The sequence below is a fragment of the Actinoplanes lutulentus genome (assembly GCF_003259845.1).
Classification (GTDB): domain Bacteria; phylum Actinomycetota; class Actinomycetes; order Mycobacteriales; family Micromonosporaceae; genus Actinoplanes; species Actinoplanes lutulentus.
In genome coordinates this window covers 24,621-47,472 of sequence record NZ_QLMJ01000019.1, presented here as the reverse complement: position 1 = coordinate 47,472, position 22,852 = coordinate 24,621, and the positions used below count along the sequence as shown (strand labels likewise).

Genomic DNA, 22,852 nt, shown 5'->3' with positions numbered 1-22,852 from the left:
ACTATCCACGGCTGATCAGGTCGGCGGCCACCTGGCGAGCGCGTTCGATCGGCACGGCGAAGCCGATGCCGATGCTGCCGCCGCCTTCGAGGGTGGCGATGGCGGTGTTCACCCCGACCACCTCGCCGCGGGCGTTGACCAGCGGTCCGCCGGAGTTGCCCGGGTTGATCGACGCGTCGGTCTGCACCGCGGTCTGCCGGGTGGCACCACCGAGACGGACCTGCCGGTCGAGGGCGCTGACGATCCCGGCGGTGACGGTGCCCGACAAGCCGAGCGGCGAGCCGACGGCCAGCACCGGCTGGCCGACCTGCACGGTCCGCGGATCGGCGAGATCCAGTCGTTGCAGACCGCTGACGCCGGTGACCCGCAGCACGGCGATGTCGTTGCTCGCGTCGGTGCCGACGATCTCTGCGGTGTGCCGGCGACCGCCGGCCCCGACGATGCTGACCGTGCCGCCGCGGCCGCCCGCGACGACGTGCGCGTTCGTGACGATGTGGCCCCGGTCGTCGAAGACGAAACCGGACCCGGAGGCGGCGCCGGAACCGGTACGGACCTGCACGGACACTACGCCGGGCAGAGCACGGGCGGCCGCGGCGACCAAGTCGGCGGGCACGCCCGCCGGGGCCGGCACCGGTGCCGCATACGCGGGCGCCTCGGCGTCGTTGCTGCTGGCGCCGCCGCTCACGTAACCTGCCGCGCCCCCGGCGCCGGCCGCCACAGCGACGACGAGGCCTCCGACAACGAGCAGCGGCCATCGCCGCGCGGCCGGGCCGCCGGCGGGCGACGGCGTATCCGGATCCAGGCCGGCAGCGGGGGTGACATGGTGTCGGTCAGCGGCGGGGGAGACAAATGCGGGGCCGCGCGGTGTCGCGCCCAGTCCGGTCACAGACATGATCAACCCTTCTCGAAGAAGCGAAATCAGGGCAGGCGGGCGAACCAGAACAGTGAGGCGAGCGCGGCCAGGACCGCGAGGACCAGGCCTATTCCGATGAAGCGGGCCGAAACGTCCTGGACCTCGGTCTGGTAACCGACCGAGCTGCCGATGTCGGCGTAGGCCGCGCGCAGTTCGTCGGCGCTGCCGGCCTCGAAGTAGTTGCCGCCGGTCGTCTCGGCGACAGCTTGCAGGGTCTGCCCGTCGACCGGCACGGCTTGCCCGCCCTCGATGACACCGGTCGCGGTGCCGAAGGAGATCGTGTCGACCGGCACACCCAGTTCGCCGGCGAGCCGGGCGGCCTCGTTCGGGTCCTGTCCGGCAGTGTTGGCGCCGTCGGAGAGCACGACCACCCGGGCCGGGGGAACGTCCTCGCCGGCCTCCGTGTCCAGGGTGCGGATAGCGTCCAGGGACGTGGTGATGGCGTCGCCGATCGCCGTCCCGGACTGCCCGGCCGCGCCTTCGGCGAGCCGGTCGATGCCGGCGTTCACCGTGAAGCGGTCGGGCACCGGCGGCACGAACACCGACGCCGACCCGGCGAACCCGACCAGACCAACGTTGAACTGCTCCGGCAGGTCGGCGACGAACTGGCGGGCGGCGTCCTTGGCGGCGCTGAGCCGATTGGGCGCGACATCGCCGGCCAGCATCGACCGGGACACGTCCACGGCGACCAGCACGGTCGCCCGTTCCCTCGGCACCTGCACTTCCGCCTGCGGCCGGGCGAAGCCCACCACGAGCAGTGCCAGCATCGCCAGGAACAGGCTGGCCGGCACGTGCCGGCGCCAGCCGGGACGCTTCGGCGCCACCCGGTCGAGCAGTCTGAGGTTGGTGAACCGGACGGCGTAGCGGCTGCTGCGGCGCTGCGTGATCACGTATGCGACGGCCAGTGCGGCGACCGCGGCCAGCAGCCACAGCCGCTCGGGCGAGAGCCAACTCATGCGGTGACACCTCCGGAGCTCATGGGCCGGTGGGCGCCGCGAGCCAGGCGGCGCTGGGCGTGCACGTGACGGACGATGTCGGCGACCCAGTCCCGGTCGGTGCGCAACGCCAGATGCGCGGCCCCAGCCCGGCGGATCGCCGCGGACACGTACTCCTGCTGCTGGGCGGCCGCCTGCGCGTACCGTTGCCGCAGTTTGCGGCTGGCGGTGTGCACTTCCCGCCGTCTGCCGGTCTCCGGGTCGACGAGTGCCAGCAGGCCGACGTCCGGCAGTTCCTGTTCCCGCAGGTCTCCGACCCGCACCGCGAGCACTTGGTGGCGAGCGGCGAGGCGCCGCAGCGGCAGCTCCCAGGCTGGTGCGCCCGGCCCGAGACCATCGTCGTCCAGGCCCTCCAGGAAGTCCGACACCACCACCACCAGCCCTCGGCGTGGCGCCGCCCGGTGCAGGCCGTCGATCGCGGCGGCCAGCGCGATCTGGTCGGTGGCAGGGGCACTGCGGGGCGCCGCCAGCAGGGTGCGCAGCATTCCCAGCAGATGTGTACGCCCACCGCGCGCCGGGAAGCGCCGGATCCCGTCCGGTGTCATCAGGTGGGCGCCCAGCCGGTTCCCGGCGCCCGCGGTGAGGAACCCGACCGTCGCGACGGAGGCGACCGCCAGTTCCCGTTTTTCGAAGTCTGCGGTGCCGAAGTCCATGCTGGCGCTGGCGTCGACCAGAACCCAGGTCGACAGCTCCCGGTCGGCATCGACGGTGCGCACGTGCGGTGTCGTGGTCCGGGCGGTGACCGCCCAGTCCATCCGGCGCACCTCGTCCTCGCCGGGCCGGTACTCGCGGCTACCGGCCGGCTCACTGCCCGCGCCGGGCAGCAACCCGAGATAGGAGCCGTGCAGCAGGCCGTCCAGACGCCGGGTGACGGCCAGCTCCAGACGGCGCAGCCGCCGTTCCGGGGTCAGTTCGTTGATCGAGGCGCCCTCGTTCATGCGGCCACGCCCAGGCCTTCGGCGGGCTGCTGCTGCGCCGGTGCGATGACCGGCGGTGTCACGGCGTCGAGGATCCGGTGCACGATCGTCTCCGGCTGCACGCCGTCGGCGACCGCGTCGAACGCGAGCACGAGCCGGTGGGCGAGCACGTCAGGGGCGATGTCGACCAGATCGCCGGGGAGCACGTAGTCGCGTCCGCGCAGCAGGGCCAGGGCGCGGGCGGCGGCGACCAGCCCGAGTGTCGCGCGAGGGCTGGCCCCGTACGCCAGCTGCCCGGCCACGTCCGGCAGACCGAATCGTGCCGGGTCACGGGTCGCCGCGACCAGCCGGACCACGTACTCGGCCAACGCGTGGTGCACGAACACGTCACGAGCCCGCTGCTGCAACACCAGCAGCCGGTCGGTGCTCAGCACCGGATGGGCTACCGGGCGCCGGTTGCCCATCCGGTAGAGGATGCCGAGTTCGTCCTCGTCGCTCGGGTAGCCGACGATCACCCGCATCAGGAACCGGTCGCGCTGCGCCTCGGGCAGCTGGTAGACGCCTTCGCTCTCGATCGGGTTCTGCGTGGCAAGGACGAGAAAAGGCTGGGGTACGGGGTACGTGCGCCCGCCGAGCGACACGTGTCCCTCGGCCATCACCTCCAGCATCGCCGACTGCACCTTCGCCGGCGCCCTGTTGATCTCGTCGGCCAGCACCAGATTCGCCATGATCGGGCCGAGCTCGACGTCGAAGTTCTCCTGGCTGGGCCGGTAGATGCGGGTGCCGAGAATGTCCGAAGGGACGAGATCCGGGGTGAACTGGATACGGTGGAAAGTGCCGCCGACCGCGACAGCGAGTGTCTCGGCGGCCAGCGTCTTGGCCACCCCGGGCACACCCTCGAGCAGGCAGTGCCCGCCGGCGAGCAGCGCGGTCAGCAGCCGTTCGATGAGCCGGTCCTGGCCCACGATGACCTTCTTGACCTCGAACAGGGTTTGCTCGAGCAACCGCACGTCCGCGTCGGGTGCGATGTCAGTCATGAATCTCCCTCGATGCCCTGGTGCCGTCGTCATGGCTGGGCGGGCGCCCGGGACGTCGGGGGAACCACCGAGCACCCGCCCAGGAAACCCATGACATCAACCGGCACCGAAAGACGGCCGAAGGTTGATCTTTCGCGCGTCTTTCGGCCCGTTCTGAAAGATCAGTACTGGCGTGAGGGGTATCAGCAGGGACTCCCTCATCTCGGACGCGCTGGCTAACGTGCAGCTGACTGACGACCGTAAGTCCGTTGGTCGAGGGAAAGGACACCTGGGAATTGCTGCGATTGAGTACGGCTCTCGGCGCCTCGTTGGTCTTCGTCGCGGCCGCGGTGGCTGTCTTCGTCGCCGGGCCGGCCACGCCACCAGCAACCGACAATGCGGAGGCGTTGACCTATGTCGTGATCGACCACCACGCGGCGCCCGATCAAGCCTGGGACTGCCCGTACCTGCCCACGAAGTCAGGTGCGCCGGACCTCTGACCGGCGCACCTGACTACGAAGATCCCCCGCTGTTGCGTGAGCACGGGGCCCAGATCGAACCGTGGACCCCGTCCAGAATCAAGGCCTACTCGTCGGTGGGACTGTGCCCGGCCCGGCAGCGGTACTGCTGGCAAGCCGGTCAGGCCACCTGCAGGACGAGTTTGCCGGCGACGTGGTCGGTCTCTCCGAGCCGGTGTGCCTCGGCCGCGTCCTCGAGCGGGAACACTTTCTCCACGAGTACGGAGAGGTTTCCGCTGTCGGCGAGGGCGCCGAGGCGTCGCAGGCCTGGCCCGTCGGCGTCGACGAGGATCGCCGGGGTTACCCGGATCTCGCGGTCCGCGGCCAGCCGCGGCAGCTCGGGTGACACGCGCGGTGCGACTTGGATGAACGTGCCGCCGGGGCGTAGCACGGCGAGTGAGCGGGTGCTGGTCTGGTCGACGGCGTCGCCGACCAGGTCCACCACGACGTCGACGTCGGTGACCACCTGTTCGAATCGCTGGGTGGAGTAGTCGATCACTTCGTCGGCGCCGAGCCGGCGTAGCAGGTCGTGGCGGTGGGCGCGGGCGGTGCCGATCACGTGGGCGCCGAGGTGTTTGGCGATCTGGACTGCGAGGTGTCCGACGCCGCCCGCGGCGGCGTGGATCAGTACCCGGTCGCCGGCCTGGACGTTGCCGGCGTCGGTGAGCGCGTGCAGGGCGGTGAGTCCTGCTAGGGGGATCGCGGCGGCGTGCACGTGGTCGAGGCTGGACGGCTTGGGGGCGAACTGGCGGGCGGGGGCGATGACGTATTCGGCGTAGGCGCCGGCCGGGCGCGGGAACCACGGCAGGCCGTACACCTCGTCGCCGGGGGCGAACAGATGCACGCCGGGCCCGACCTGCTCGACCACGCCGGAGACGTCCCAGCCCAGGATGTGCGGTGCCGGGCCCAGTGCGGCGGCGGCCGGGGTGGGCGCTCCGGCCCGGGTCTTCCAGTCGACGGGGTTGACGCCGGCGGCGTGGACCCGCACGAGGATGTCGCCGGGCAGTGGCTGGGGCCGCGGCACGGTCACCGGCTGCAAAACCTCGGGGCCGCCGAACGCGGTGATGCCGATGGCCCGCATGGTGGCGGTGTCCTGGTCGTGGGGTGGCTGCTGCATCGGGCACCTTCCGGGTGGGGAGGATCATGGGTGGGGCAAGCCGGGGAGACCGCCGCGTACCCTGAAGATAGTCCGGCAATGGTTCACTGCTTAACAATCTGGAGGTCGGGTGTTCCCGGTCACGCCGTCCGATGAGATCACCGCTGTGTGGCGGGCGGCTCGCCCCGACCTGGAGCTGGAAGGCATGGAAGTCTTCGGCCGTCTACGCCGTTTGCAGGCTCTCTACGACCTGGAGATGGATTCGCTGCACGGTGGCGCGCCGCTGAGCTCGGCGGAGCTGGACGTGCTGGTGATCATGCGGCATGCCGGGGAGCCGATGATCGCCCGCGGCCTGGCGGTGCTGCGTGGCTGCTCGCGGGCGGCGATGAGTGGCATCCTCGGCAAGCTGGAGAAACGCGGGTTGATCACCCGGGATCCGAATCCCGCGGACCGCCGCGCCAGCCTGGTGCGGCTGTCGGACACCGGGTCGAAGCTGGTGGACGAGGTCTTCCCACGCCGGCTCGCCGTCGAGAACCGGCTGCTGTCGTCGCTGACCCCCGACGATCGGGCCGCCGTTACCGCCGCCCTGGACCTGCTGATCAAAGCGATGCTGCGGCAGTCGCCGCTGAGCGGCGACGTCGACAGCTGAGCGCGGCGCGGAGCCCTGTCGGCCCGGCTGCGCCAACCGATCCGGTGGCGGTTCGGTGTGACGAGCCGGGCACGGCGACGATCAGGACGCCGCAGGATCGCCGGAGAACTCGTGGTAGATGTCGGCGAGAAACGTCGACAGGTGGGTGAACTCGATCTGGTCGTGCAGCACGAGTTCGTACGCGAACGCCAGGGCCTGCTCGCGGGCGCCTGCCGGGACGTCGCCGGTGGGCTTCTCACCGCGGTCGAAGATGTAGCGACTGCGCAGCTCGAAGCCATCAGGCGTCTCGCGCACCAGGTGCAGCATCAAACCGTCCCTGATGTATCCGCAGGCGTGGGCCCGATATCCGGCCTGCGCGAACCGGCTGGTGTCCATGCCGAACGCGGACGGATCGACGAATTCGATGACCAGTTCGGCGCGCATCGGGCCGAGGTATTCGACGATGTCGTGGGTGTTGCCGATGTAGCGCTGTTCGTCGGTCAGACCCGGCTGGGTCAGCACGTCCTGGTTGCGGGGGATCGCCTGCAGATGGTTGTGGGGGTACCAGAGGGAATAGCGCTCGGGCTCGACCGAGTGCCACCAGAACCACCAGGTGAACATCTCCGGCGTGCAGCCGGGAAACCGCGTCAGGCTCGCCACGTACGGGGTGCCCTGCTCGGAGACGCCGAAGCCGGTCTCGAACTCGTGGTAGCCGGGGTCCAGGAGCCGGTTGATGTCCTCCGGCCGCGAGGACAACGCGGCTGACGGCGGCAGGGCATGCCGGATCGCCGGCATGACGTCGTCATGCAGCCACAGGTCGCCATTGAAATACTTGGCGTACGGCTTGTCCTTGATCCGCTGAGCGTTGTGCTCGAACAGGTCTTGGGTCGGTACCGGGTAGTACGTGACGGGCAGATGCATCTCTTCACCCTCCGAGACGGGACTGGGTTGCTACAGCGACCAGGACATAGGTGATCAGGTGGCGCTCTGGTGAGCGGCGGGCGCGGGTTTGCGGCGCCAGCGGCGCAACAGGACCCCGCCTGCGGCTTCACCGCCGAGAATCCCGAGCAGTCCGCAAAGGCTCACCCACGGCGGCGCCGGCGAGGGCACGTCCATCAGCCAGTACAGCGCTCCGCCGACGGCTCCCGCGCCCAGCGAGGCCGCATAGGCGATGACGACGGGGTTCATGCGAGCGCGTCCAGGACACCGAAACCGACGAGCATCCCGGCCAGGCCGACCAGGGCGATCAGCGGGGGCGCCGGAGACTTGACCCGCAGCGCCGCGTACATCACGCCCACCACCGCGCCCGCGCCGAGTGCTTGCAGATATTCCACGACTCGCTCCTGGAGAGATCGTCGGCCGCGCGGCGGATGCCCAGCGAAGGCCGAGCCCGAGCGCGGTCAAATGAATGGTATTTGTCGTAACATTTCGGCGTCTGGCGATCGAGCGATATGACCGGCGCAGCCGGCGGTCAGTCCGGAAGGCGATTCGTCAGCGCGGCGCGCATCACGTGAACGACGGCCGCTTCGAGGTCCGGTCGCGGTGCGTCCCGGAACTCGTGGCAGGCGGCAGCGATTCCGGCGACGACGATCACCGCGACGATCTGCGCCTGCGGACGCGGATCCCGGTGCACCAGCGCGGCGAGAATGTGATCGGAAGCCTCTTTGGCGCCGGCGAACTGGCCGGAGGCCAACAGCTCAGGGATCTCGCCGTAGAACACCGCCAGATCGGACCGGTGCTCGAGCGCGATCGCGGTCATCCGCTCCATCGCCACTCGCTGCGCCGCGTCGCCCTCCAGGGCCTCCAACTCTTGCGCCAGCCGCCCGAACTCGCTCCAGAGGCCGGCGACGAGGTCGGCGAGGATCGCCTCCTTGGACGCGAAGTGGTACAGGATCGAGGCCTTCGACGTGCCCTGCTCGGCGGCGATGTCGGCGATCGAGGTGCCTCGGTAGCCGTCCAGGGCGAACCGTCGCCGGGCCGCTTCGAGGATCTCCTGGCGAGCCGCGGCCTTCGTTCTGCGCGTCATGCCCCCAACTGTACTGACCGATCGGTCAGTTAGGCTAGGTGTCGGTCGTCACGGGCATTTGGCCCCGGCGCCCGAGTTGCCTGAACAACCGCCCGCCCTCTGGGCGATCCATATCCTCGAAAGCAGTCATGAAGCCCACCGACCTGCGCAATCTCCTGGCAGCAGCCGGCCCGACGGCAGTGCGGGTAGGAGTAAGCGTTGCCGTTCCCCTCTTGGTCGTCCTGGCGCTCGGGCATCCCCGATGGTCGGTGTACGCGGCGTTCGGAGCGTTCACGTCGCTGTACGGACGTAACCACGTCCACCTGTCGCGGCTGGTGATGCAGGCCAGCGCCGGCGCCGCACTGGTCAGCTGCGTCGTGCTCGGCGTCCTGGTCGGCGCACACCCCCAGCGGGCCTGGCTGGCAGTCGTGGTCGCGGCCTTGGTCGCCGGTGCCGGAAACCTGATCGCGAGCGCCGAGGACTGGCACCCGCCAGGCCCGCTCTTCCTGCTCTTCGCCTTCGGCGCTGTCTCTTCTGCTCCGCACCGGATCGCCGACCTGCCGGCGGCGGCCGGCGTGGCAGCAGCCAGCGCCGGGTTCGCACTGCTGCTCGGCAACGCCACCGCCAAAATGCGCAAACCCCGCGACCCGCGACGCGCCCGCCTGCGGCCGGACCTGGGCAGCTCCGCCCGGTACGGCATTGCGGCGCTGCTCGCCGGCGCCGCGGCGACAGCGTTCGGTATCGGCCACTCCTACTGGGCCACGCTGGCGGCGGTCGCCCCACTCAGCGTGCCCGGAACGAACGCCCAACTCGTACGCGTCTGGCACCGGATAGCCGGCACCCTGGCCGGACTCGTGGTCGCCGCCGCGGTCCTGGCGCCGGGCTTCGGACCATACCCGTCCGTGCTGATCCTGGTGCTGCTCCAAGTGATCACCGAACTGGTGATCGGACGCCACTACGGGCTGGCCATGGTCGCGATCACGCCAATGGCGCTGCTGATGAGCCAGGTCGCGGCGCCTCGCCCCGTGGGCCCACTGCTGTGGGACCGCGGGATCGAGACCGCGGTCGGCGCGGCTGTCGCCAGCGTCGTCATTCTCGTGAGCTGGTGGTGGCCCCGCCAAGGCAACTAGGCCTTCGCCGCTAGAACGGCTGTTCACGCAGACGGCGGACGATCGCGAATGAGGCTGTGGAGCCGGTCGCGAACCTGTGCCTTCTCGGTCGCGAGCACGCTAACGATGCGGGCGAGCGCATCGTTGCCGTAATCAAGAGTTTCGATGCGCTCGGTGGCTTCGATCAGTCGGCGTCTGGTCATGTCCAGCTCATCTCGAAGCCGGCGCTCGCTGTCCGGGATTTGGCCCTGCGCGTGTACTTGAGCGTTATAAGGCTCCCGACGTCACAGCCGGCGGTCGTGTGGGCCACCGTGACAGCCAACCTGGCGGGGTAAGGACCCGAGGTCACGACGACGATGATCCTGCAGCGATCGCCGACACCAGCGCGACCGGGTTCTGAACTTAACCGGCGAGCAGGTCTCGGCGGTTGATGCCGGCCAGCCCGCATGCGGTCGCGGTGACGGCGATGAGCAGCAGAACGGCCGGCCCGGTCCACTCGGCGGTCGCCGCGACAGGGTCGCTGACCTGCTGGAAGGGGCCGAGATCGCGGATCCGCTGCGGAATGTTCAGCAGCGGGCCGAGCAGGGCCAGGGTGCCGGCGGCCACGAGGGGAAGCCAGGCCAGCCCGGCCGCGCGCGGCCAGATCCCGGCCAGTAGCGCTGCGCCAGCGGCCATCACCGCGGTCGCCGGCCATTGCCCGGTGACGAAGGTGAACATCCGCACGGCGGGACTGTCGCCGCCGATCGTCACCGATGCGATCGCCGCACCCGCGGCGCCGGCAGCGGCCAGGATGACCGCGCTGCCGGCCACGGCGGTGGCGACCTGCGCCAGCAGGGGTGCCCAGCGGCGTACGCCACCGGCCACGATCAGGGCGGTCCGGCCGGCCGTCTCGTCCTCCCGATGACGAAGGACCTGAAGGATCGAGTACGCGGACACCACCATCGCGAGCAGCGTCGCGGTGTAGGCGCAGTACGCCGCCACCGGGTCGGTGCCGCCCAACTGGGTGCCGAGGAACCCGCCGACGTCACCGTCACGGCTCTGCTCGACCACCCCGGAGCCCATCGCGGTGAACAGGGCGCCGAGCCCAGCCACCCCTGCTGCCCAGATCAGCGTGGACCGCCGGGCGAGCCGCATGCGCAGTCCGAGAGCAGAACGGACCGGTAACCGTACGTCGCGGATCTCGGACCGGGTGATCAGGCCGGCGCCGTACTCCCGGCGTTCGTACAGCAGCCCGGCCACCCACGCCAAGGTGACCGCGGCGGCCAGGTAGATCCCGAGGACCCACCAGCGATTCGCGGTGAACGGCTGGACGGTGGCCCGCAGGCCCAGCGGGCTCAGCCAGTTGAGGGCACCGATGTCGCGGACGTCGGCGACCGCTCGCAACCCGAACCCGGCGGCCACGGCGGTGAGGCCGAGCAGCCGCGCCGTCGGCGCGGTCGAGGTGAGCTGCGCCAGTACCACGGTCAGCACGCCGACCAGCAGGAACGTCAGCCCAAGCGCCGCACCGAACGCGGCCACGCCCAGCCCGGTGATCCCGTCGACGTCGCCCACCCAGGTTCCCGTGACGGCAGCCGTGCCGACGGCCAAGGCCGTCGCGACGCAGGCGATCACCGCGATGGCAGCGCGCAGCGGATTGCGCCGGTCTACGCCGCAGCTACGGATCAGCTCGAGAGTTCCGTCGTCCTCGGCTGCCCGGGTGAGTGCCACGCCGAGCAAGACCGCGAACACGGACACCAGGATGGTGGTGATGCCGCCGATCTCCCAGGCGTACATCTGTGCCGGGGTGCCGGGTAGCGGCAGTTCGCCGTAGAGCAGGGTGGTGGCGGTGTCCGCGCGGGCCAGCTCGACCGCCGCGTCCCGCTGGCCTGCCGTGGGATACGTGTCCTGGTACGCCCAGACCGTGCCGCCGAGCAGCGTCAGCAGCAGGAGCAGCCACGAGCCGATCATCATGCGGTGGCGGTGCAGCAGCAGGCGTGCGGTGGTCATCGCGCGGCGACCCGGTAATGCCGCAGGAACAGTTCTTCCAGACTGGCCGGGGTGCAGGTGATGTCACCGGCGTCGGCCCGCGCCAGCAGCGCCAGCACCGGCAGCACCTGGGTGCGCGGCACGCTCAAGACCAGGTCGGTGCCCGCGCCGTCGCCGTTGACCAGGCCGAGGTCGCGCAGCCCATTGGTCACCGTCGTCGACTGTGGGCCGGTCAGCTGTGCGGTGATGCGTGAGGCGGCGAGGTGCCGCAGGTCGGTGAGGCGGCCCGACTCGACCAGCCGTCCGTCCTTGACGATCGTCACGGCATCACAGAGCTGTTCGACCTCGCCGAGGATGTGGCTGGAGAGCAGCACCGTACGGCCGGCGGCGACCGCGTCTCGCACGCACCGCCGGAACACCTCCTCCATGAGCGGGTCGAGGCCGGTGGTCGGCTCGTCGAGGATCAGCAGGTCGGTGGGGGCTGCGAACGCGGCCACCAGGATCACTTTCTGCCGGTTGCCCTTCGAGTAGGCACGGACGGACTTGCGGACGTCGAGGGCGAAGTCCTCGGTGAGCCGTCGTTCCGCTGACTCGTCACGGGCGCCGCGGAGCCCGGCCAGCGCGTCGAGGCATTGGTGTCCGGTCAGGTTCGGCCAGAGATGCACGTCGCCGGGCACGTACGAGATCCGCCGGTTGATCGCGGCCGACTGGCGGGCGGGGTCCATGCCGAGCACCCGGGCACTCCCTGCCGCCGCACGGTAAAGCCCGAGCAACACCCGGATGGTGGTGGTCTTGCCGGCTCCGTTCGGGCCGAGAAACCCGTGCACGGCACCGGGCGCAACGGTGAGGTTGAGCCCGTCGACGGCGGTGAAGCGGCCGAATCGCTTGACCAGCCCGCGTACGTCGATGACTGCCGGCGTCGTTGTCATCGGTCGCCGACCTTGCCGAGCCGGAAAGGGACTCCCTGCTCGTACAGCTTGACGACCTTCAGAGCGAGGGCGGCCACGGCGAGGAGCAACAGGATGATGATGGCGATCCACAGGTACCACATGGTGGAGTTCCTGACTTCGGCCGCAGCCGGATACTTCGTACTCGAGAACAGTCCGGGCGAGAAACGCACCTGATCGCTGCGGAGACGAAGAAACGCCGAAAGGTCCGCGGCAGCCAACTACCGGCCACCGAGGTCCGAGGCGACACCTCGACCCTACGCCTGCCAACACCACCCGGCAGAGCGTCGACGGCGAGTTCGGCAGGCCCGGCGAATTGCGCGTACGGTCGAAGAGTCGCCCAAGCCCCCGGTGGCCGCCCTGAGCCGGCGGTATCGCTATCCGATCGATCCGCTGACGCGCTGGACGCGCCGCGGAACATGCGTCACGAAAAACGTGAAGGAATCTGAGTGCGATGGTCGACATCGCCAACGAATCCTCCCGCTCGACCACCACAGACCTGCCCGAACGAACCGCCAGACACCAGGCCGTCGTGCCGGACACTACGTTCACGCTGACCGGCCCTACAGATCAGACGGTTAGGGTTTGAGTCCCTTCGAGCACACAAGATTTAGACGGGTCGGACTGCGGAGACGCGGGTCAGGCCCCAATCTCTTTCTGGCCACATTGGACGGTCAGTGCCAACTCGATGCCAGATGGCGTCGTCAATTCCGTGACGGATCGGGTGGCGACGGGCGCGTGACCTGCGGCGCCGCTTCTTGGTGGCGGGTCGTTTCAGCGGCCGAGTTGTCTTGGCCCTCGATAGTGAAAGTGGGCTTGTTGAAGGTGACGTCAATGTTTTCGAAGCCTTTGCTGCGTTGTGAGACAGCTTGGTCGGTGTAGGCGCGGGTGTCGCCGCTGGTGAGTTCGACGTTGTCGGTGAACGGGGTGAGCAGCGCGCGGGGAAAGAGCTGCTCGACGCGGACGACGTTGATTTCGGCGCACAGGACTACGGCGACCGCGGTGATGTAGAAGAAGGCGAGCAGGCCGAGTACCAGCGCGAACACGCCGTTGGTGGCGCTGGCGCCCTTGACCACATGCTCGACGTAGGCCACTCCGAAGGTCTGCAGCAATTGCCAGACCACCGCGGCGCCGATCGCGCCGGGTGCAACGTCCTTCACCGAAAGGTGCCGTGCGGTCGCGACACGGAAGGCGAAAACGAAAATCATCGCGTTGATCAGAACTGCCGCTCCGAGTAGGAAGATCTTCAGTACGCCGCCGAGCGATCCAGCGCTGCCGCTGCCGAAGGCGGAAAGCGTGGTCGTCCCGATGGCGGCCAGCCCGGCCGTACCGAGCAGGAGAAGGCTGCGACCGCGGGCTTTGATCGGGTTAGGGCGATTGTTGCGCGGGATCCGCCAGGTCGTGTTCATCGCGTATTGCACCGCCTGAGCCACCCCGAGGCCGCCGTAGAGAGCTCCGAGAACGCCGATCACCAGACCGGTCGCACCGCCGCCGATCCGGGACGGCTCTTGCAACTGGTTGCCTACGATCGGGAACTCGCTCAACGCCGAGGTGAGGATGCGGTGCTGCAGGTCCGGATTGCCTGACAGGGCGTAACCCAGGATCGTCGTGGAGAGCAGCAGCAAGGGGAACATCGAGACGAACGCGTAGTAGGCGATCAAAGCGGCGAGGTAGTTGCCCTGGTCGTCGAAGAATTTGTACAACACCGCCAGAGGAAAGCTTGCCCAGGCATGTTGACGCTGGAATCTGTCGACACGACCGGGCTCGCTCATCATGTGTACCTCTTACAACTGATCGCGGATCGGTCATGAGCTCGTATTCGCACGGGTGACGATGACGGTGTTGCTCGACCAGCACGAGGACGCCGCACCGCGCCGAATCGGTTCAGGCCCAGGGGATCGTCAAGGGGCAGGCGGGGTGCCATCGGCGAGGCGATCGACGCGATGAGGGCGTACTCGATCGTCCATCGCCGCCGCGTCGAAGGAGCCACTCGTGAGAACGTCCCGTTCACTTCGGCGTCAAATGGTGGCCGGCGTCGGCCGCACGACGGCCACGGAGCAGTGGGCGTGGTGGAGCACGGTTTGGGTGACGGATCCAAGGAGTAGTCCGGCGAAGCCGCCGCGCCCTCGGTCGCCGGTGACCAGTAGCTGAGCGTGCTGTGATTGTTCGATGAGAACCGTTGCGGCCCGGCCGCGCACGATTTCCTGCTGGACGGTGACCTCGGGGTATCGCTGCGCCCAGCCGGCGAGCGATTCGCTCAGGACGCGGTGCTCCTCAGCCTCGAGGTCGCCAGGCTCCGACACGAGCGGCATGGTGTCCTTCTGGCCCCAGACGTCGAAGGCATCCCAGGCTCGAACAGCGGTCAGGCCGGTCTTTCGCCGGGCCGCTTGCTCGATGGCGAATCCGATGGCGGCTTCGGATCCGGTTGAGCCGTCGACACCGACGATGATGGGCCCGGTGGCGTGTTCCCGGCCGCGGATCACGAGGACGGGGCAGGCGGCGTAGGTCGTGAGATGTAGTGCGACGGAGCCCAGCAGCAGGCTGCGGAATCCGTCCAGCCCCCGGTCACCGATAACCAGGAGCACGGCGTTGCGGGACTCGCTGAGCAGCACTGGTGCCGGGTTCCCGTCCACGACGGCTGTGGTCGCGTGGACACCCGGTGCGGCCTTTTCAGCTTCGACGAGAGCCGCGGCAAGGATGCGTTCGGCGTCGGCTCGCATGCGTGTGTCATGCGGTCCGTAGACGGTGCCGCCGTCAGGACCGGTGAGCTCGGCCCAGATGAAGGCGTGCACGATACGCAGCGGTCGTCCCCGTTCGACGGCGTCAGTTGCGGCCGCCCGGATGGCGGCGAGGCTGCTTGCGGATCCGTCCGCGCCGACGACTACCGCGGCTCCAGCTTCAGTGATCATCGCTCACCTTTCGGGTGGTTAGGGCTCGACTGCGGTGGTCAGGGTTCAGCAGGCCGCACCGGCCGGCGCCTGCTGACATTCGGCCTGGTGCCTCGCGGCGTGCCGCGCATGTGGCTGCGATCCTGCTCGATTCGGTTACGGGACGACGATGACGGGGCAGGGTGCGTGTTGTACGCATCGTTGGCTGACCGAACCGAGCATGATGCCGGCGAAGGTGCCGTGTCCGCGGCTGCCGACCACGAGTAGGTCTGCGTCTGCGGCGGCGTGCAGCAAGGCCTGGGCGGGGTGGCCTTCGACGACGTGGGTGAGCACCGTGACGGGGTGCGTCATCTGGGCGGTGACCTCGGCGATGGTGTCGTCGAGGACCTTGGCCATCGTGGTGGCGAAGGTGTCACCTTCGAACGTGGTGGACGTCCACCCGTAGGCCGTTCCTAACTGGGCGGGGTCCTGCCAGGTGGTGATGGCTTCGATGGTGGCGCCGGTCAGGTGGGCCTGGTTCATGGCCCATGTCAACGCGGTCTTTGAACCCTGTGATCCGTCGACTCCGACGACGATGCGGTGGGTGCGGTCGGCGTTTTCGTCTGTCATGTCCAGCTCCTGATCGGTGTGGTGACGCGGTCGGTGGTCTATGAGGCCGGTTGCTGCTGCTTTGCGGCGGCATCCGGCGTCGCGGGTCGGCAAGCGGTTGTCCGTGGCGGCGTCGTGGGATGGAGGGTCATCGGACGATGACGACGGGGCAGGCGGTGTGGTGCAGGACGGTGTGAGTGACCGAGCCGAGGCGCCGGCCGGGCAGCTGCGCGTGTCCGCGGGCACCGAGGACGACGAGTTGGGCGTTCCGGCTGGCGTCGACGATGGCGTCGGCGGGGCGGCCGGTAGTGAGTTCCCGGTGCATCGTGACGTCGGGGTACTTGCGGGCCCAGTCCTGCACGGCGTCGGTCAGCAGCTGGGCGTGTGCGGCGCTCTCCGGACCGGTGTCGTACTGAAGCAGCAACCCAGGGCTGCTCAGATGGGGCCGGTCCCACGCGTGCAGTGCTCGCAGGTTGGCGCCGCGCAGGGCTGCCTCGTGAAAGGCGAAGGCGAGTGGGGCGTCGTCGGAGGCGGAGCCGTCCACACCGACGAGAACGTCGCCGTTATCCGGTGCAGGGCCTCGGGTGATCGTGACGGGACAGGCGGCGTGCGCGGAGACCTTGATCGCCACGGAGCCCAGCAGCAGTTCGGCGAACCCTCCCCGGCCGCGGTGTCCGATCACGAGCAGGTCGGTGTGGGCGGATTCGCGGATGAGGACCGTGGCCGGGTCACCGGTCAGGATCTCCCCGGTTACCGGGACCTGCGCGGCGGCAGCACGGTCGGTGGCGTCCCGGATGGCCTGTTGCGGTTCGGACAGCAGCCCGGCGGCGAGATCAGCGTCCGGGTCGTTGCCGGCCCAGGCGGGGTGGTCGGCCCAGATGTCGCCGAACACGAGCCGGACTGCCCGGTCGCGGAGGGCTGCTTCGCGGATGGCCAGGTCGACTGCGGTGAGGCTGGGGGCGGATCCGTCGACGCCGACGAGGATCGGTGGGCCGGCCATGGTTGTCTCCTGCGCTCTGTTCAAAGGGACACGACCGGGTCGGCCGTGCGTGTCGAGGTCATGGTGTGGGTGGCGGGCGTTCGGTGGTGTGCACGCGCCGGTCGAGGCGGATCGCGGCGTAGCCGAGGCTCGCGAGGGCGGTGACGATGAGCAGGTCGGTGATCGCCAGCGGCTGGGTGCCCAGCAGGGACTGCAGGGGCGGCAGGTAGATGCCAGCGAGTTGCAGGGCGAGCGCGGCGGCGACGGCGGCGAGCAGCATCGGGTTGGCGCGGGTGCCGGGCCGGGCCCGGGAGCCGAGGGCGACGGCGAGCTGGGTGACGCCGAGGGCCAGGAAGGTCAGGGTCTGCCACGGCCGGTCGGTGGCGTGCGCCCAGACGCCGACGCCGATGGTGACCGCGGAGATGACCGTGCCGACGCGCAGGATGCGTTGCCAGAGTCCGGCGCCGAGGATCGTCTCGGACGGCGGCCGCGGCGGCTTGTCCATGACATCTCGGTCGACGGGTTCGCTGCCCAGGGCGAGGCCCGGCAGGCCGTGGGTGATCAGGTTGATCCAGAGGATCTGCGCGGGCAGCAGCGGCAGCGCCAGGCCGACGAACGGTCCGGCCAGCATGACGGCGATCTCGGCGGCGCCGCCGGACAGGGCGTAGAGCAGGAAGCGGCGGATGTTGGCGTAGACGCGGCGGCCTTCTTCGGCGGCGGCGACGACGGTGGCGAGTTCGTCGTCGGCCAGGACCAGGTCGGCGGCTTGGCGGGCGACTTCGGTGCCGCGTTTGCCCATGGCGACGCCGATGTCGGCGCGGTGCAGGGCGGGGCCGTCGTTGACGCCGTCGCCGGTCATCGCGACGACCTGCCCGGTGGCGCGCAGGGCGTCGATGATGGCGACCTTCTGCTGCGGGGTCGCCCGGGCGAAGACCCGCGCGCCTTGTCCGGCGCATGCGCCGGGCTCGGCGGTACGGCAGTCGACCACGTCGTCGCCGGCGCCGATGATGCCGAGCTCGACGGCGATCGCGCCGGCGGTGGCCGGGTGGTCACCGGTGATCAGGACGGGGGTGATGCCCGCACGTTGACACGCGGCGATGGTCGCGGCGGCCGACGCTCGGGGCGGGTCGAGGATCGCGACGAGGCCGAGCAGGGTCAGGCCTCGTTCCGGGGCGCCCGGAGCGTCGGATGGTGCGTGGTCGGCCTGGGCCACCGCGAGGACCCGGTAACCGTCGCCGGCGAGCGCGTCCGCGCGAGCCGCCGCGAGGTCGATCAGCTCCGTGGGGTCGGCGAGGACTGCCTTTTGCAGGATTGCTTCGGGTGCGCCTTTGCAGACGATCCGGGTCGCGCCGTCAGGGAGCTGGTGGGTGGTGGACATGCGTTTGCGGACGCTGTCGAACGGTTCCTCACCGATGCGGGGCAGCTGGGCGTGCAGGGTTTCGCGGTCGATGCCGAGTTTCGCGGCGGCGGTGAGCAGGGCGACCTCGGTGGGGTCGCCGACCGGCAACCAGTCCGGGTCGTCGCCGTCCGGCGCGTGCAGGGAGCCGTCGTTGCACAGCACCGCGGCTCGCAGCAGCTGCGACAGGTCGGGGACGTCATCGCCGGCCACGACCGTGCCGTTGCGGCGGATGTCGCCGTGTGGCGCGTAGCCGGACCCGTCGACCTGGGCTTCTCCAGCGGGGGTCCACAGCCGGCGCAGGACCATCTGACCTTCGGTGAGGGTGCCGGTCTTGTCGGTGGCCAGGACGGTGACCGAGCCGAGGGTCTCGACGGCGGGCAGTCGCCGGATGACGGCGTTGCGGGCGGTCATCCGGCGGGCGCCGAGCGCGAGGCTGAGCGTGACGACGGCCGGAAGCGATTCGGGGACGGCTGCGACGACCAGGGTGATCGCGGTGACGATCATCAACTGGAGCGGCTGTCCGCGGAACACGCCGAAGGCCAGGACGACGGCGCACAGGACCAGGGCTCCGGCTGCGAGGAGCCGGCCGACTCCGGCGAGGCGGCGTTGCAGGGGGGTCATGGCGGGGGCGGCGGTCATCATGGCGGCGATGCGTCCCATGGCGCTGGCTGCGCCGGTCGCGGTGATGAGGGCCTGTCCGCGCCCGCGGACGACCACGGTTCCCGCGGATACGTCCGCCGCCGGGCCGTCCGGGCCGGCGGTCTTGTCGACGGGCGCGGATTCGCCGGTGAGCGCTGCTTCGTCGATCAGCAGGGCGCTGGCCTCGACGACGTGGGCGTCGGCGGGCACGATGTCGCCTTCAGCGAGGACGAGAAGGTCACCGACAACCAGGTCCGCGGCGGGCACCTCACGTTGTTCGCCGTCGCGTATCACCCGGGCGGCGGGTGCGGTCAGCGCGGACAGCGCGGAGATCGCCCGCTCGGCTTTGACCTCCTGGATCACCCCGACCGTGGTGTTCACGACGATCACGAACAGGATCACCGACGCGTCGGTGAAGTCGGCGGTAGCCAGCGTGAACCCGGCGGCGGCGAGCAGGACCAGCACGAGAGGGTCACGCAGTTGCGACACGACGCGGCGCCACAGCGGCGGCGGGCGGCGGGCCGGCAGCACGTTGCCGCCGTCGCGTACCAGCCGGTCCGCCGCCTGAGCCGAGGAGAGCCCGCCGGGTGTTTCCGCTGGTCGTGGCAGTGCGTCGACGCTGGTGGCGCCGCTCGCCGGGGCGTGGCGTTCAGGGTCGATGGTATGTCTCATTCTGATCGTCCGTTCCTGCGAGCGGGCGGGTCCGCCGCCTCGCCGTAACGGTGGGCGGGCCGAGCCGGTCCTTGCCGTGTCACCGGTGTTCGATGGTCTTGTCCGTCGGCAGGCGTGGCGTGTGTGCCGGGCCGGCGGTGTCGGCGTCGAGGACCGCGAACCGGAGGATGAGGTACGGGTGGCCGAGGCCGGACAGCAGTTGCCGGACGGTTTCGCGGGTGGTGGCGACCTCGATGGTGGCGCTCGACGGCAGCACCGAGACACCGAGTTCGATGGCCTTGAGCCACGCCGCGGACAGGGCCTCGCCGGCGCGTAGCCAGTCGAGGTCATCGTCTCCGGGGCCGTAGAGGATCGCGAAGACTGCTGTCCGGTCATGGGTGTCTGCGATGTCCATGTCGCCGGGGTGGCCGAAGTCGCGGCCGGGCACCGTCGTCTGCGATGCCTTGTCCGGGATGGCCGTGGCGGGGATGCCGGTGCCCAGAGGTCGGGTACCACCGGTCCAGAAATGCAGTTCTTCCTGCCAGGCCTCGTCGTCGGACTCGATGCGCTGGGCGTGGTCCGAGGCGGCGGCGAGGTCGAGGACCTGGCGTGGGCGCAGCACGTGCAGCAGCGTCTGCTGCGACGCGGCTGCGGCGACGATTGTCCGCAGGTTGTCCGCGTCGACCGCCACACTGCTCACCGTCCGGCGGTCGGTGTGGCGCAGGGCGACGGTTTGCAGGCTCCGGATCGCCGCCGGCTCGACCGGGACCTGGGCGTCGACTCTTATGGTCGCGAGGTGCCCGGGTCTGGCAGTGTCGGGCAGCCGGGTCAGGGTGGTGTGCTGGCCGTCCGCGGCCAGGCTGATCAGGGCGTGATGCAGGGCGGCGCCGCAGCTCAGGATCGCCAGACGGCGGTCCGGGTCGGTGACCGGCAAGGCGCGGCTGTCGTCGAGGAACAGGTCGAGGTGATCGCTGTGTGCCCGCCACCGCCACGGTTGGGTGTTGTGGATCGACGGGGCGTGGCTCGCCGTGGTGGCTGCGTTTGTCAGCGCCCTGGCCACCGCCCCGGCGTCGACGGTCGGTGTGGAAGTCATCGTTGTCTCCTTGTGCTGTGCTGAGCTGAGCGGCGACTGGGCGTGCTGCGGCTATCCCGCGGGCCAGGTCCAGTCGCGGATTTCGGGTAGGTCTTCGCCGGTGCGGCGGACGTATGCGCGGTGTTCGGCGCGTTTGTCGACCATCTGCTGGCGCAGGACTGCAGCTTTGCGGGCGAGGCCGGGGACCCGGTCGATGACGTCCATGACGAGGTGGAAGCGGTCCATGTCGTTGACGACGAGCATGTCGAACGGCGTGGTCGTGGTGCCTTCCTCCTTGTAGCCGCGCACGTGCAGGTTGTGGTGGTTGGTGCGCCGGTAGGTCAGGCGGTGGATCAGCCATGGGTAGCCGTGGTAGGCCATGATGACCGGCCGGTCGGTGGTGAAGATGGCGTCGAACTCGGGGTCCGGCAGGCCGTGCGGGTGTTCGGAGACCGGTTGCAGGCGCATCAGGTCGACGACGTTGACCACCCGGACCTTCAGGTCGGGCAGATGCCGCCTCAGCAGGTCGGTCGCGGCGAGGACCTCCATGGTCGGTACGTCGCCGGCGGCGGCCAGCACGACGTCGGGGTCGCCGTCGTCGTTGCTCGCCCAGTCCCAGATGCCGAGGCCGCGGGCGCAGTGCAGGGTGGCGTTGTCCATGTCGAGCCAGGTCGGTGCGGGTTGTTTGCCGGCGACGATGACGTTGATGTAGTCGCGGCTGCGCAAGCAGTGGTCGGCCACCGAGAGCAGGGTGTTGGCGTCCGGCGGCAGGTAGACCCGGACGACCTCGGCCTTCTTGTTGACGACGTGGTCGATAAAGCCGGGGTCCTGGTGGGAGGTGCCGTTATGGTCTTGGCGCCACACGTGTGAGGTGAGCAGGTAGTTCAGCGACGGGATGGGGTGGCGCCAGCCGAGCTGCCGGGTCGTTCGCAGCCATTTGGCGTGTTGGTTGAACATCGAGTCGACGATGTGGACGAACGCCTCGTAGCAGGAGAACAGGCCGTGCCGGCCGGTCAGCAGATAGCCCTCCAGCCAGCCCTGACAGGTGGTCTCGGACAGGATCTCCATCACCCGGCCGTGCCGGTCCAGATGCAGGTCGACCTCGTCGACCCGCGCCTGCCAGGCTTTACCGGTGGTGTCGAGGACCGCGCCGAGCCGGTTCGACTCGGTCTCGTCGGGCCCGACCAGCCGGAAATTGCGGTGTACGGCGTTGGCGGTCATCACGTCGCGCAGCCAGCCGCCCAGCACTCGGGTCGCCTCGGCGGTCTCGCCGGCCTTGACCGCGTAGTCACGGAACGCGGGTAACTCCAGATCCCGGGGGAACCGGCCGCCGTTGGCGTGCGGATTCGCCGACATACGCAGGTCACCGCTCGGCAGCCAGTCGACGACCCAGGACTGCGGGGCGCCGCCGGTGTCGAACAGTTCCTCGGGCCGGTAGGAGGTCATCCAGGTGTGCAGGGCGTCGAGGTGCGCGGCATCGTCGCGGGCCGCGGTCAGCGGCACCTGGTGGGCACGCCAGGTCCCCTCCACCTGCAGGCCGTCAACGACCTTAGGGCCGGTCCAGCCCTTCGGGGTACGCAGCACGATCATCGGCCAGCGCGGCCGGTCGGTGACACCGTCCTCGCGGGCGGCCCGCTGAATCTCGGTGATCTCGTCGAACACCGTGTCGAGGGTGGCGGCGAGCAGCTGGTGGACGGTATTCGGGTCGTCGCCGGCGACCAGGTAGGGCTTGTGACCGTACCCCTCGAGAAGAGCCTTGAGCTCGGTGTCGCCGATGCGCGCGAGGACCGTCGGGTTGGCGATCTTGTAGCCGTTGAGGTGCAGGATCGGCAGGACCGCACCGTCGCCGACCGGGTCGAGGAACTTGTTCGAATGCCACGACGCGGCCAGGGGCCCGGTCTCGGCCTCACCGTCGCCGATCACACAGGCGACGACCAGGTCCGGGTTGTCCAGGGCGGCGCCGTAGGCGTGCGACAGCGAGTAGCCGAGTTCGCCGCCCTCGTGGATCGAGCCAGGGGTCTCGGGTGCGACGTGCGAGGGGATGCCGCCGGGGAACGAGAACTGGGTGAACAGCCGCTGCATGCCGATGAGGTCCTGGGAGATCCGCGGGTAGATCTCGGAGTAGGTGCCTTCCAGCCAGGTGTTCGCGACCAGACCGGGGCCGCCGTGGCCGGGCCCGGTCACGTAGATGACCTCCCGGCCGCGGGCCGCGATGATCCGTGACAGGTGAGCGTAGAGCAGGTTCAAACCGGGGGTGGTGCCCCAGTGCCCGAGCAGCCGCGGTTTGACCTGGGCCGGTTGCAGCGGCTCGCGCAGCAGCGGGTTGCCCATCAGATAGATCTGCCCGACGGACAGATAGTTCGCGGCCCGCCAGTACCCGTCGATCCGCCGGAGCTCATCAGCACTCAACGGCTTACCCACCGCAGTGGAGAAGGATCGGGTGTCGTCCGAGAGTGTGGTGCCGGTCGTGGTCATCGGGAAACCGATGCCTTCCTGCTCGTATCGGCGTGGAGCGGGCACGGCCGGG

The 22,852-nt window shown here is 69.8% G+C and carries 23 protein-coding genes; 3 read left to right on the top strand and 20 right to left on the bottom strand.

Translation table 11 applies throughout. The features are described from left to right. Position 1: 1 nt before the first annotated feature. The 4 genes from B0I29_RS33640 to B0I29_RS33625 are packed head-to-tail and all read right to left on the bottom strand — an operon-like array spanning position 2 to position 3,895. Entirely contained in the window at positions 2-892 is an 891-nt protein-coding gene (locus tag B0I29_RS33640; RefSeq protein WP_111653170.1) for a S1C family serine protease, read from the bottom strand. A 26-nt stretch (positions 893-918) separates the two neighbouring features. After that, on the bottom strand, positions 919-1,869 hold the full coding sequence (locus B0I29_RS33635; protein ID WP_111653169.1) for a VWA domain-containing protein: 951 nt from the start codon (positions 1,867-1,869) through the stop codon (positions 919-921). Continuing rightward, positions 1,866-2,846 (bottom strand): DUF58 domain-containing protein, encoded by a 981-nt coding sequence (locus B0I29_RS33630; RefSeq protein ID WP_111653168.1) that lies wholly within the window; start codon positions 2,844-2,846, stop codon positions 1,866-1,868. The genes B0I29_RS33635 and B0I29_RS33630 overlap by 4 nt, the downstream gene beginning before the upstream one ends. Further along, positions 2,843-3,895, bottom strand: coding sequence for an AAA family ATPase (locus tag B0I29_RS33625; protein WP_181558095.1), 1,053 nt, complete (start codon positions 3,893-3,895; stop codon positions 2,843-2,845). The genes B0I29_RS33630 and B0I29_RS33625 overlap by 4 nt, the downstream gene beginning before the upstream one ends. Before the next feature lie 215 nt (positions 3,896-4,110). On the opposite strand from B0I29_RS33625, the gene B0I29_RS33620 reads away from it, so the two are divergent. After that, positions 4,111-4,341, top strand: a complete 231-nt coding sequence (locus B0I29_RS33620) for a hypothetical protein (RefSeq protein WP_111653166.1) — start codon at positions 4,111-4,113, stop codon at positions 4,339-4,341. A 139-nt stretch (positions 4,342-4,480) separates the two neighbouring features. On the opposite strand, the gene B0I29_RS33615 is transcribed toward B0I29_RS33620, so the two are convergent. After that, complete coding sequence (locus B0I29_RS33615) at positions 4,481-5,476, bottom strand: NADP-dependent oxidoreductase (protein ID WP_245972952.1); 996 nt, start codon at positions 5,474-5,476, stop codon at positions 4,481-4,483. 109 nt (positions 5,477-5,585) lie between these two features. On the opposite strand from B0I29_RS33615, the gene B0I29_RS33610 reads away from it, so the two are divergent. Further along, on the top strand, positions 5,586-6,104 hold the full coding sequence (locus B0I29_RS33610) for a MarR family winged helix-turn-helix transcriptional regulator (protein WP_220091487.1): 519 nt from the start codon (positions 5,586-5,588) through the stop codon (positions 6,102-6,104). An 81-nt stretch (positions 6,105-6,185) separates the two neighbouring features. Here B0I29_RS33610 and B0I29_RS33605 read toward each other — a convergent pair whose 3' ends face one another. The 4 genes from B0I29_RS33605 to B0I29_RS33590 all read right to left on the bottom strand — a co-directional run bounded on the left by B0I29_RS33605 (position 6,186) and on the right by B0I29_RS33590 (position 8,109). Continuing rightward, positions 6,186-7,004 carry a DAPG hydrolase family protein gene (locus tag B0I29_RS33605; protein WP_111653165.1) on the bottom strand — a complete coding sequence of 273 codons (819 nt, stop codon included), beginning with the start codon at positions 7,002-7,004 and terminating at the stop codon, positions 6,186-6,188. A 54-nt stretch (positions 7,005-7,058) separates the two neighbouring features. Next, entirely contained in the window at positions 7,059-7,271 is a 213-nt protein-coding gene (locus tag B0I29_RS33600; RefSeq protein WP_111653164.1) for a DUF1427 family protein, read from the bottom strand. Continuing rightward, positions 7,268-7,417: a DUF1427 family protein gene (locus B0I29_RS33595; protein WP_111653163.1), complete on the bottom strand. Its 150-nt coding sequence runs from the start codon at positions 7,415-7,417 to the stop codon at positions 7,268-7,270. Before B0I29_RS33595 ends, B0I29_RS33600 begins: the two co-directional genes overlap by 4 nt. A gap of 137 nt (positions 7,418-7,554) precedes the next feature. Continuing rightward, positions 7,555-8,109 carry a TetR/AcrR family transcriptional regulator gene (locus B0I29_RS33590; RefSeq protein ID WP_111653162.1) on the bottom strand — a complete coding sequence of 185 codons (555 nt, stop codon included), beginning with the start codon at positions 8,107-8,109 and terminating at the stop codon, positions 7,555-7,557. A gap of 128 nt (positions 8,110-8,237) precedes the next feature. On the opposite strand from B0I29_RS33590, the gene B0I29_RS46045 reads away from it, so the two are divergent. Continuing rightward, complete coding sequence (locus B0I29_RS46045; RefSeq protein ID WP_181558094.1) at positions 8,238-9,218, top strand: FUSC family protein; 981 nt, start codon at positions 8,238-8,240, stop codon at positions 9,216-9,218. Between the two features lie 23 nt (positions 9,219-9,241). Here the strand turns inward: B0I29_RS46045 and B0I29_RS46040 are convergent, their stop codons facing one another. The 11 genes from B0I29_RS46040 to B0I29_RS33525 all read right to left on the bottom strand — a co-directional run bounded on the left by B0I29_RS46040 (position 9,242) and on the right by B0I29_RS33525 (position 22,800). Next, positions 9,242-9,400: a hypothetical protein gene (locus B0I29_RS46040; protein ID WP_181558093.1), complete on the bottom strand. Its 159-nt coding sequence runs from the start codon at positions 9,398-9,400 to the stop codon at positions 9,242-9,244. A 199-nt stretch (positions 9,401-9,599) separates the two neighbouring features. Continuing rightward, entirely contained in the window at positions 9,600-11,183 is a 1,584-nt protein-coding gene (locus B0I29_RS33570; protein WP_111653159.1) for a hypothetical protein, read from the bottom strand. Beyond that, a complete protein-coding gene (locus B0I29_RS33565; protein ID WP_111653158.1) occupies positions 11,180-12,091 on the bottom strand; it encodes an ABC transporter ATP-binding protein in 912 nt (303 codons plus the stop codon). The genes B0I29_RS33570 and B0I29_RS33565 overlap by 4 nt, the downstream gene beginning before the upstream one ends. Next, a complete protein-coding gene (locus tag B0I29_RS47595; protein ID WP_260329854.1) occupies positions 12,088-12,213 on the bottom strand; it encodes a hypothetical protein in 126 nt (41 codons plus the stop codon). The genes B0I29_RS33565 and B0I29_RS47595 overlap by 4 nt, the downstream gene beginning before the upstream one ends. 600 nt (positions 12,214-12,813) lie before the next feature. Beyond that, positions 12,814-13,884: a YihY/virulence factor BrkB family protein gene (locus tag B0I29_RS33555; protein ID WP_220091486.1), complete on the bottom strand. Its 1,071-nt coding sequence runs from the start codon at positions 13,882-13,884 to the stop codon at positions 12,814-12,816. 243 nt (positions 13,885-14,127) lie between these two features. Continuing rightward, a complete protein-coding gene (locus B0I29_RS33550) occupies positions 14,128-15,018 on the bottom strand; it encodes a universal stress protein (protein WP_111653156.1) in 891 nt (296 codons plus the stop codon). A 135-nt stretch (positions 15,019-15,153) separates the two neighbouring features. Next, positions 15,154-15,699, bottom strand: coding sequence for a universal stress protein (locus B0I29_RS33545; protein ID WP_245972949.1), 546 nt, complete (start codon positions 15,697-15,699; stop codon positions 15,154-15,156). Between the two features lie 34 nt (positions 15,700-15,733). Further along, positions 15,734-16,585: a universal stress protein gene (locus tag B0I29_RS33540; protein WP_111653154.1), complete on the bottom strand. Its 852-nt coding sequence runs from the start codon at positions 16,583-16,585 to the stop codon at positions 15,734-15,736. Between the two features lie 58 nt (positions 16,586-16,643). Then, positions 16,644-19,274 (bottom strand): cation-translocating P-type ATPase, encoded by a 2,631-nt coding sequence (locus tag B0I29_RS33535; protein WP_111653153.1) that lies wholly within the window; start codon positions 19,272-19,274, stop codon positions 16,644-16,646. Between the two features lie 79 nt (positions 19,275-19,353). Next, positions 19,354-20,346, bottom strand: coding sequence for an Acg family FMN-binding oxidoreductase (locus B0I29_RS33530; RefSeq protein ID WP_111653152.1), 993 nt, complete (start codon positions 20,344-20,346; stop codon positions 19,354-19,356). Between the two features lie 51 nt (positions 20,347-20,397). Then, positions 20,398-22,800: a phosphoketolase family protein gene (locus B0I29_RS33525; protein ID WP_111653307.1), complete on the bottom strand. Its 2,403-nt coding sequence runs from the start codon at positions 22,798-22,800 to the stop codon at positions 20,398-20,400. Positions 22,801-22,852 lie beyond the last annotated feature (52 nt).

Bases quoted from the DNA above. Each gene is read 5' to 3' on its own strand.
- B0I29_RS33640 (WP_111653170.1), bottom strand. From the start codon at position 892: ATGTCTGTGACCGGACTGGGCGCGACACCGCGCGGCCCCGCATTTGTC.
- B0I29_RS33635 (WP_111653169.1), bottom strand. From the start codon at position 1,869: ATGAGTTGGCTCTCGCCCGAGCGGCTGTGGCTGCTGGCCGCGGTCGCC.
- B0I29_RS33630 (WP_111653168.1), bottom strand. From the start codon at position 2,846: ATGAACGAGGGCGCCTCGATCAACGAACTGACCCCGGAACGGCGGCTG.
- B0I29_RS33625 (WP_181558095.1), bottom strand. From the start codon at position 3,895: ATGACGACGGCACCAGGGCATCGAGGGAGATTCATGACTGACATCGCA.
- B0I29_RS33615 (WP_245972952.1), bottom strand. From the start codon at position 5,476: ATGCAGCAGCCACCCCACGACCAGGACACCGCCACCATGCGGGCCATC.
- B0I29_RS33605 (WP_111653165.1), bottom strand. From the start codon at position 7,004: ATGCATCTGCCCGTCACGTACTACCCGGTACCGACCCAAGACCTGTTC.
- B0I29_RS33600 (WP_111653164.1), bottom strand. From the start codon at position 7,271: ATGAACCCCGTCGTCATCGCCTATGCGGCCTCGCTGGGCGCGGGAGCC.
- B0I29_RS33590 (WP_111653162.1), bottom strand. From the start codon at position 8,109: ATGACGCGCAGAACGAAGGCCGCGGCTCGCCAGGAGATCCTCGAAGCG.
- B0I29_RS46045 (WP_181558094.1), top strand. From the start codon at position 8,238: ATGAAGCCCACCGACCTGCGCAATCTCCTGGCAGCAGCCGGCCCGACG.
- B0I29_RS46040 (WP_181558093.1), bottom strand. From the start codon at position 9,400: ATGACCAGACGCCGACTGATCGAAGCCACCGAGCGCATCGAAACTCTT.
- B0I29_RS33570 (WP_111653159.1), bottom strand. From the start codon at position 11,183: ATGACCACCGCACGCCTGCTGCTGCACCGCCACCGCATGATGATCGGC.
- B0I29_RS33565 (WP_111653158.1), bottom strand. From the start codon at position 12,091: ATGACAACGACGCCGGCAGTCATCGACGTACGCGGGCTGGTCAAGCGA.
- B0I29_RS47595 (WP_260329854.1), bottom strand. From the start codon at position 12,213: ATGTGGTACCTGTGGATCGCCATCATCATCCTGTTGCTCCTCGCCGTG.
- B0I29_RS33555 (WP_220091486.1), bottom strand. From the start codon at position 13,884: ATGATGAGCGAGCCCGGTCGTGTCGACAGATTCCAGCGTCAACATGCC.
- B0I29_RS33550 (WP_111653156.1), bottom strand. From the start codon at position 15,018: ATGATCACTGAAGCTGGAGCCGCGGTAGTCGTCGGCGCGGACGGATCC.
- B0I29_RS33540 (WP_111653154.1), bottom strand. From the start codon at position 16,585: ATGGCCGGCCCACCGATCCTCGTCGGCGTCGACGGATCCGCCCCCAGC.
- B0I29_RS33535 (WP_111653153.1), bottom strand. From the start codon at position 19,274: ATGAGACATACCATCGACCCTGAACGCCACGCCCCGGCGAGCGGCGCC.
- B0I29_RS33530 (WP_111653152.1), bottom strand. From the start codon at position 20,346: ATGACTTCCACACCGACCGTCGACGCCGGGGCGGTGGCCAGGGCGCTG.
- B0I29_RS33525 (WP_111653307.1), bottom strand. From the start codon at position 22,800: ATGACCACGACCGGCACCACACTCTCGGACGACACCCGATCCTTCTCC.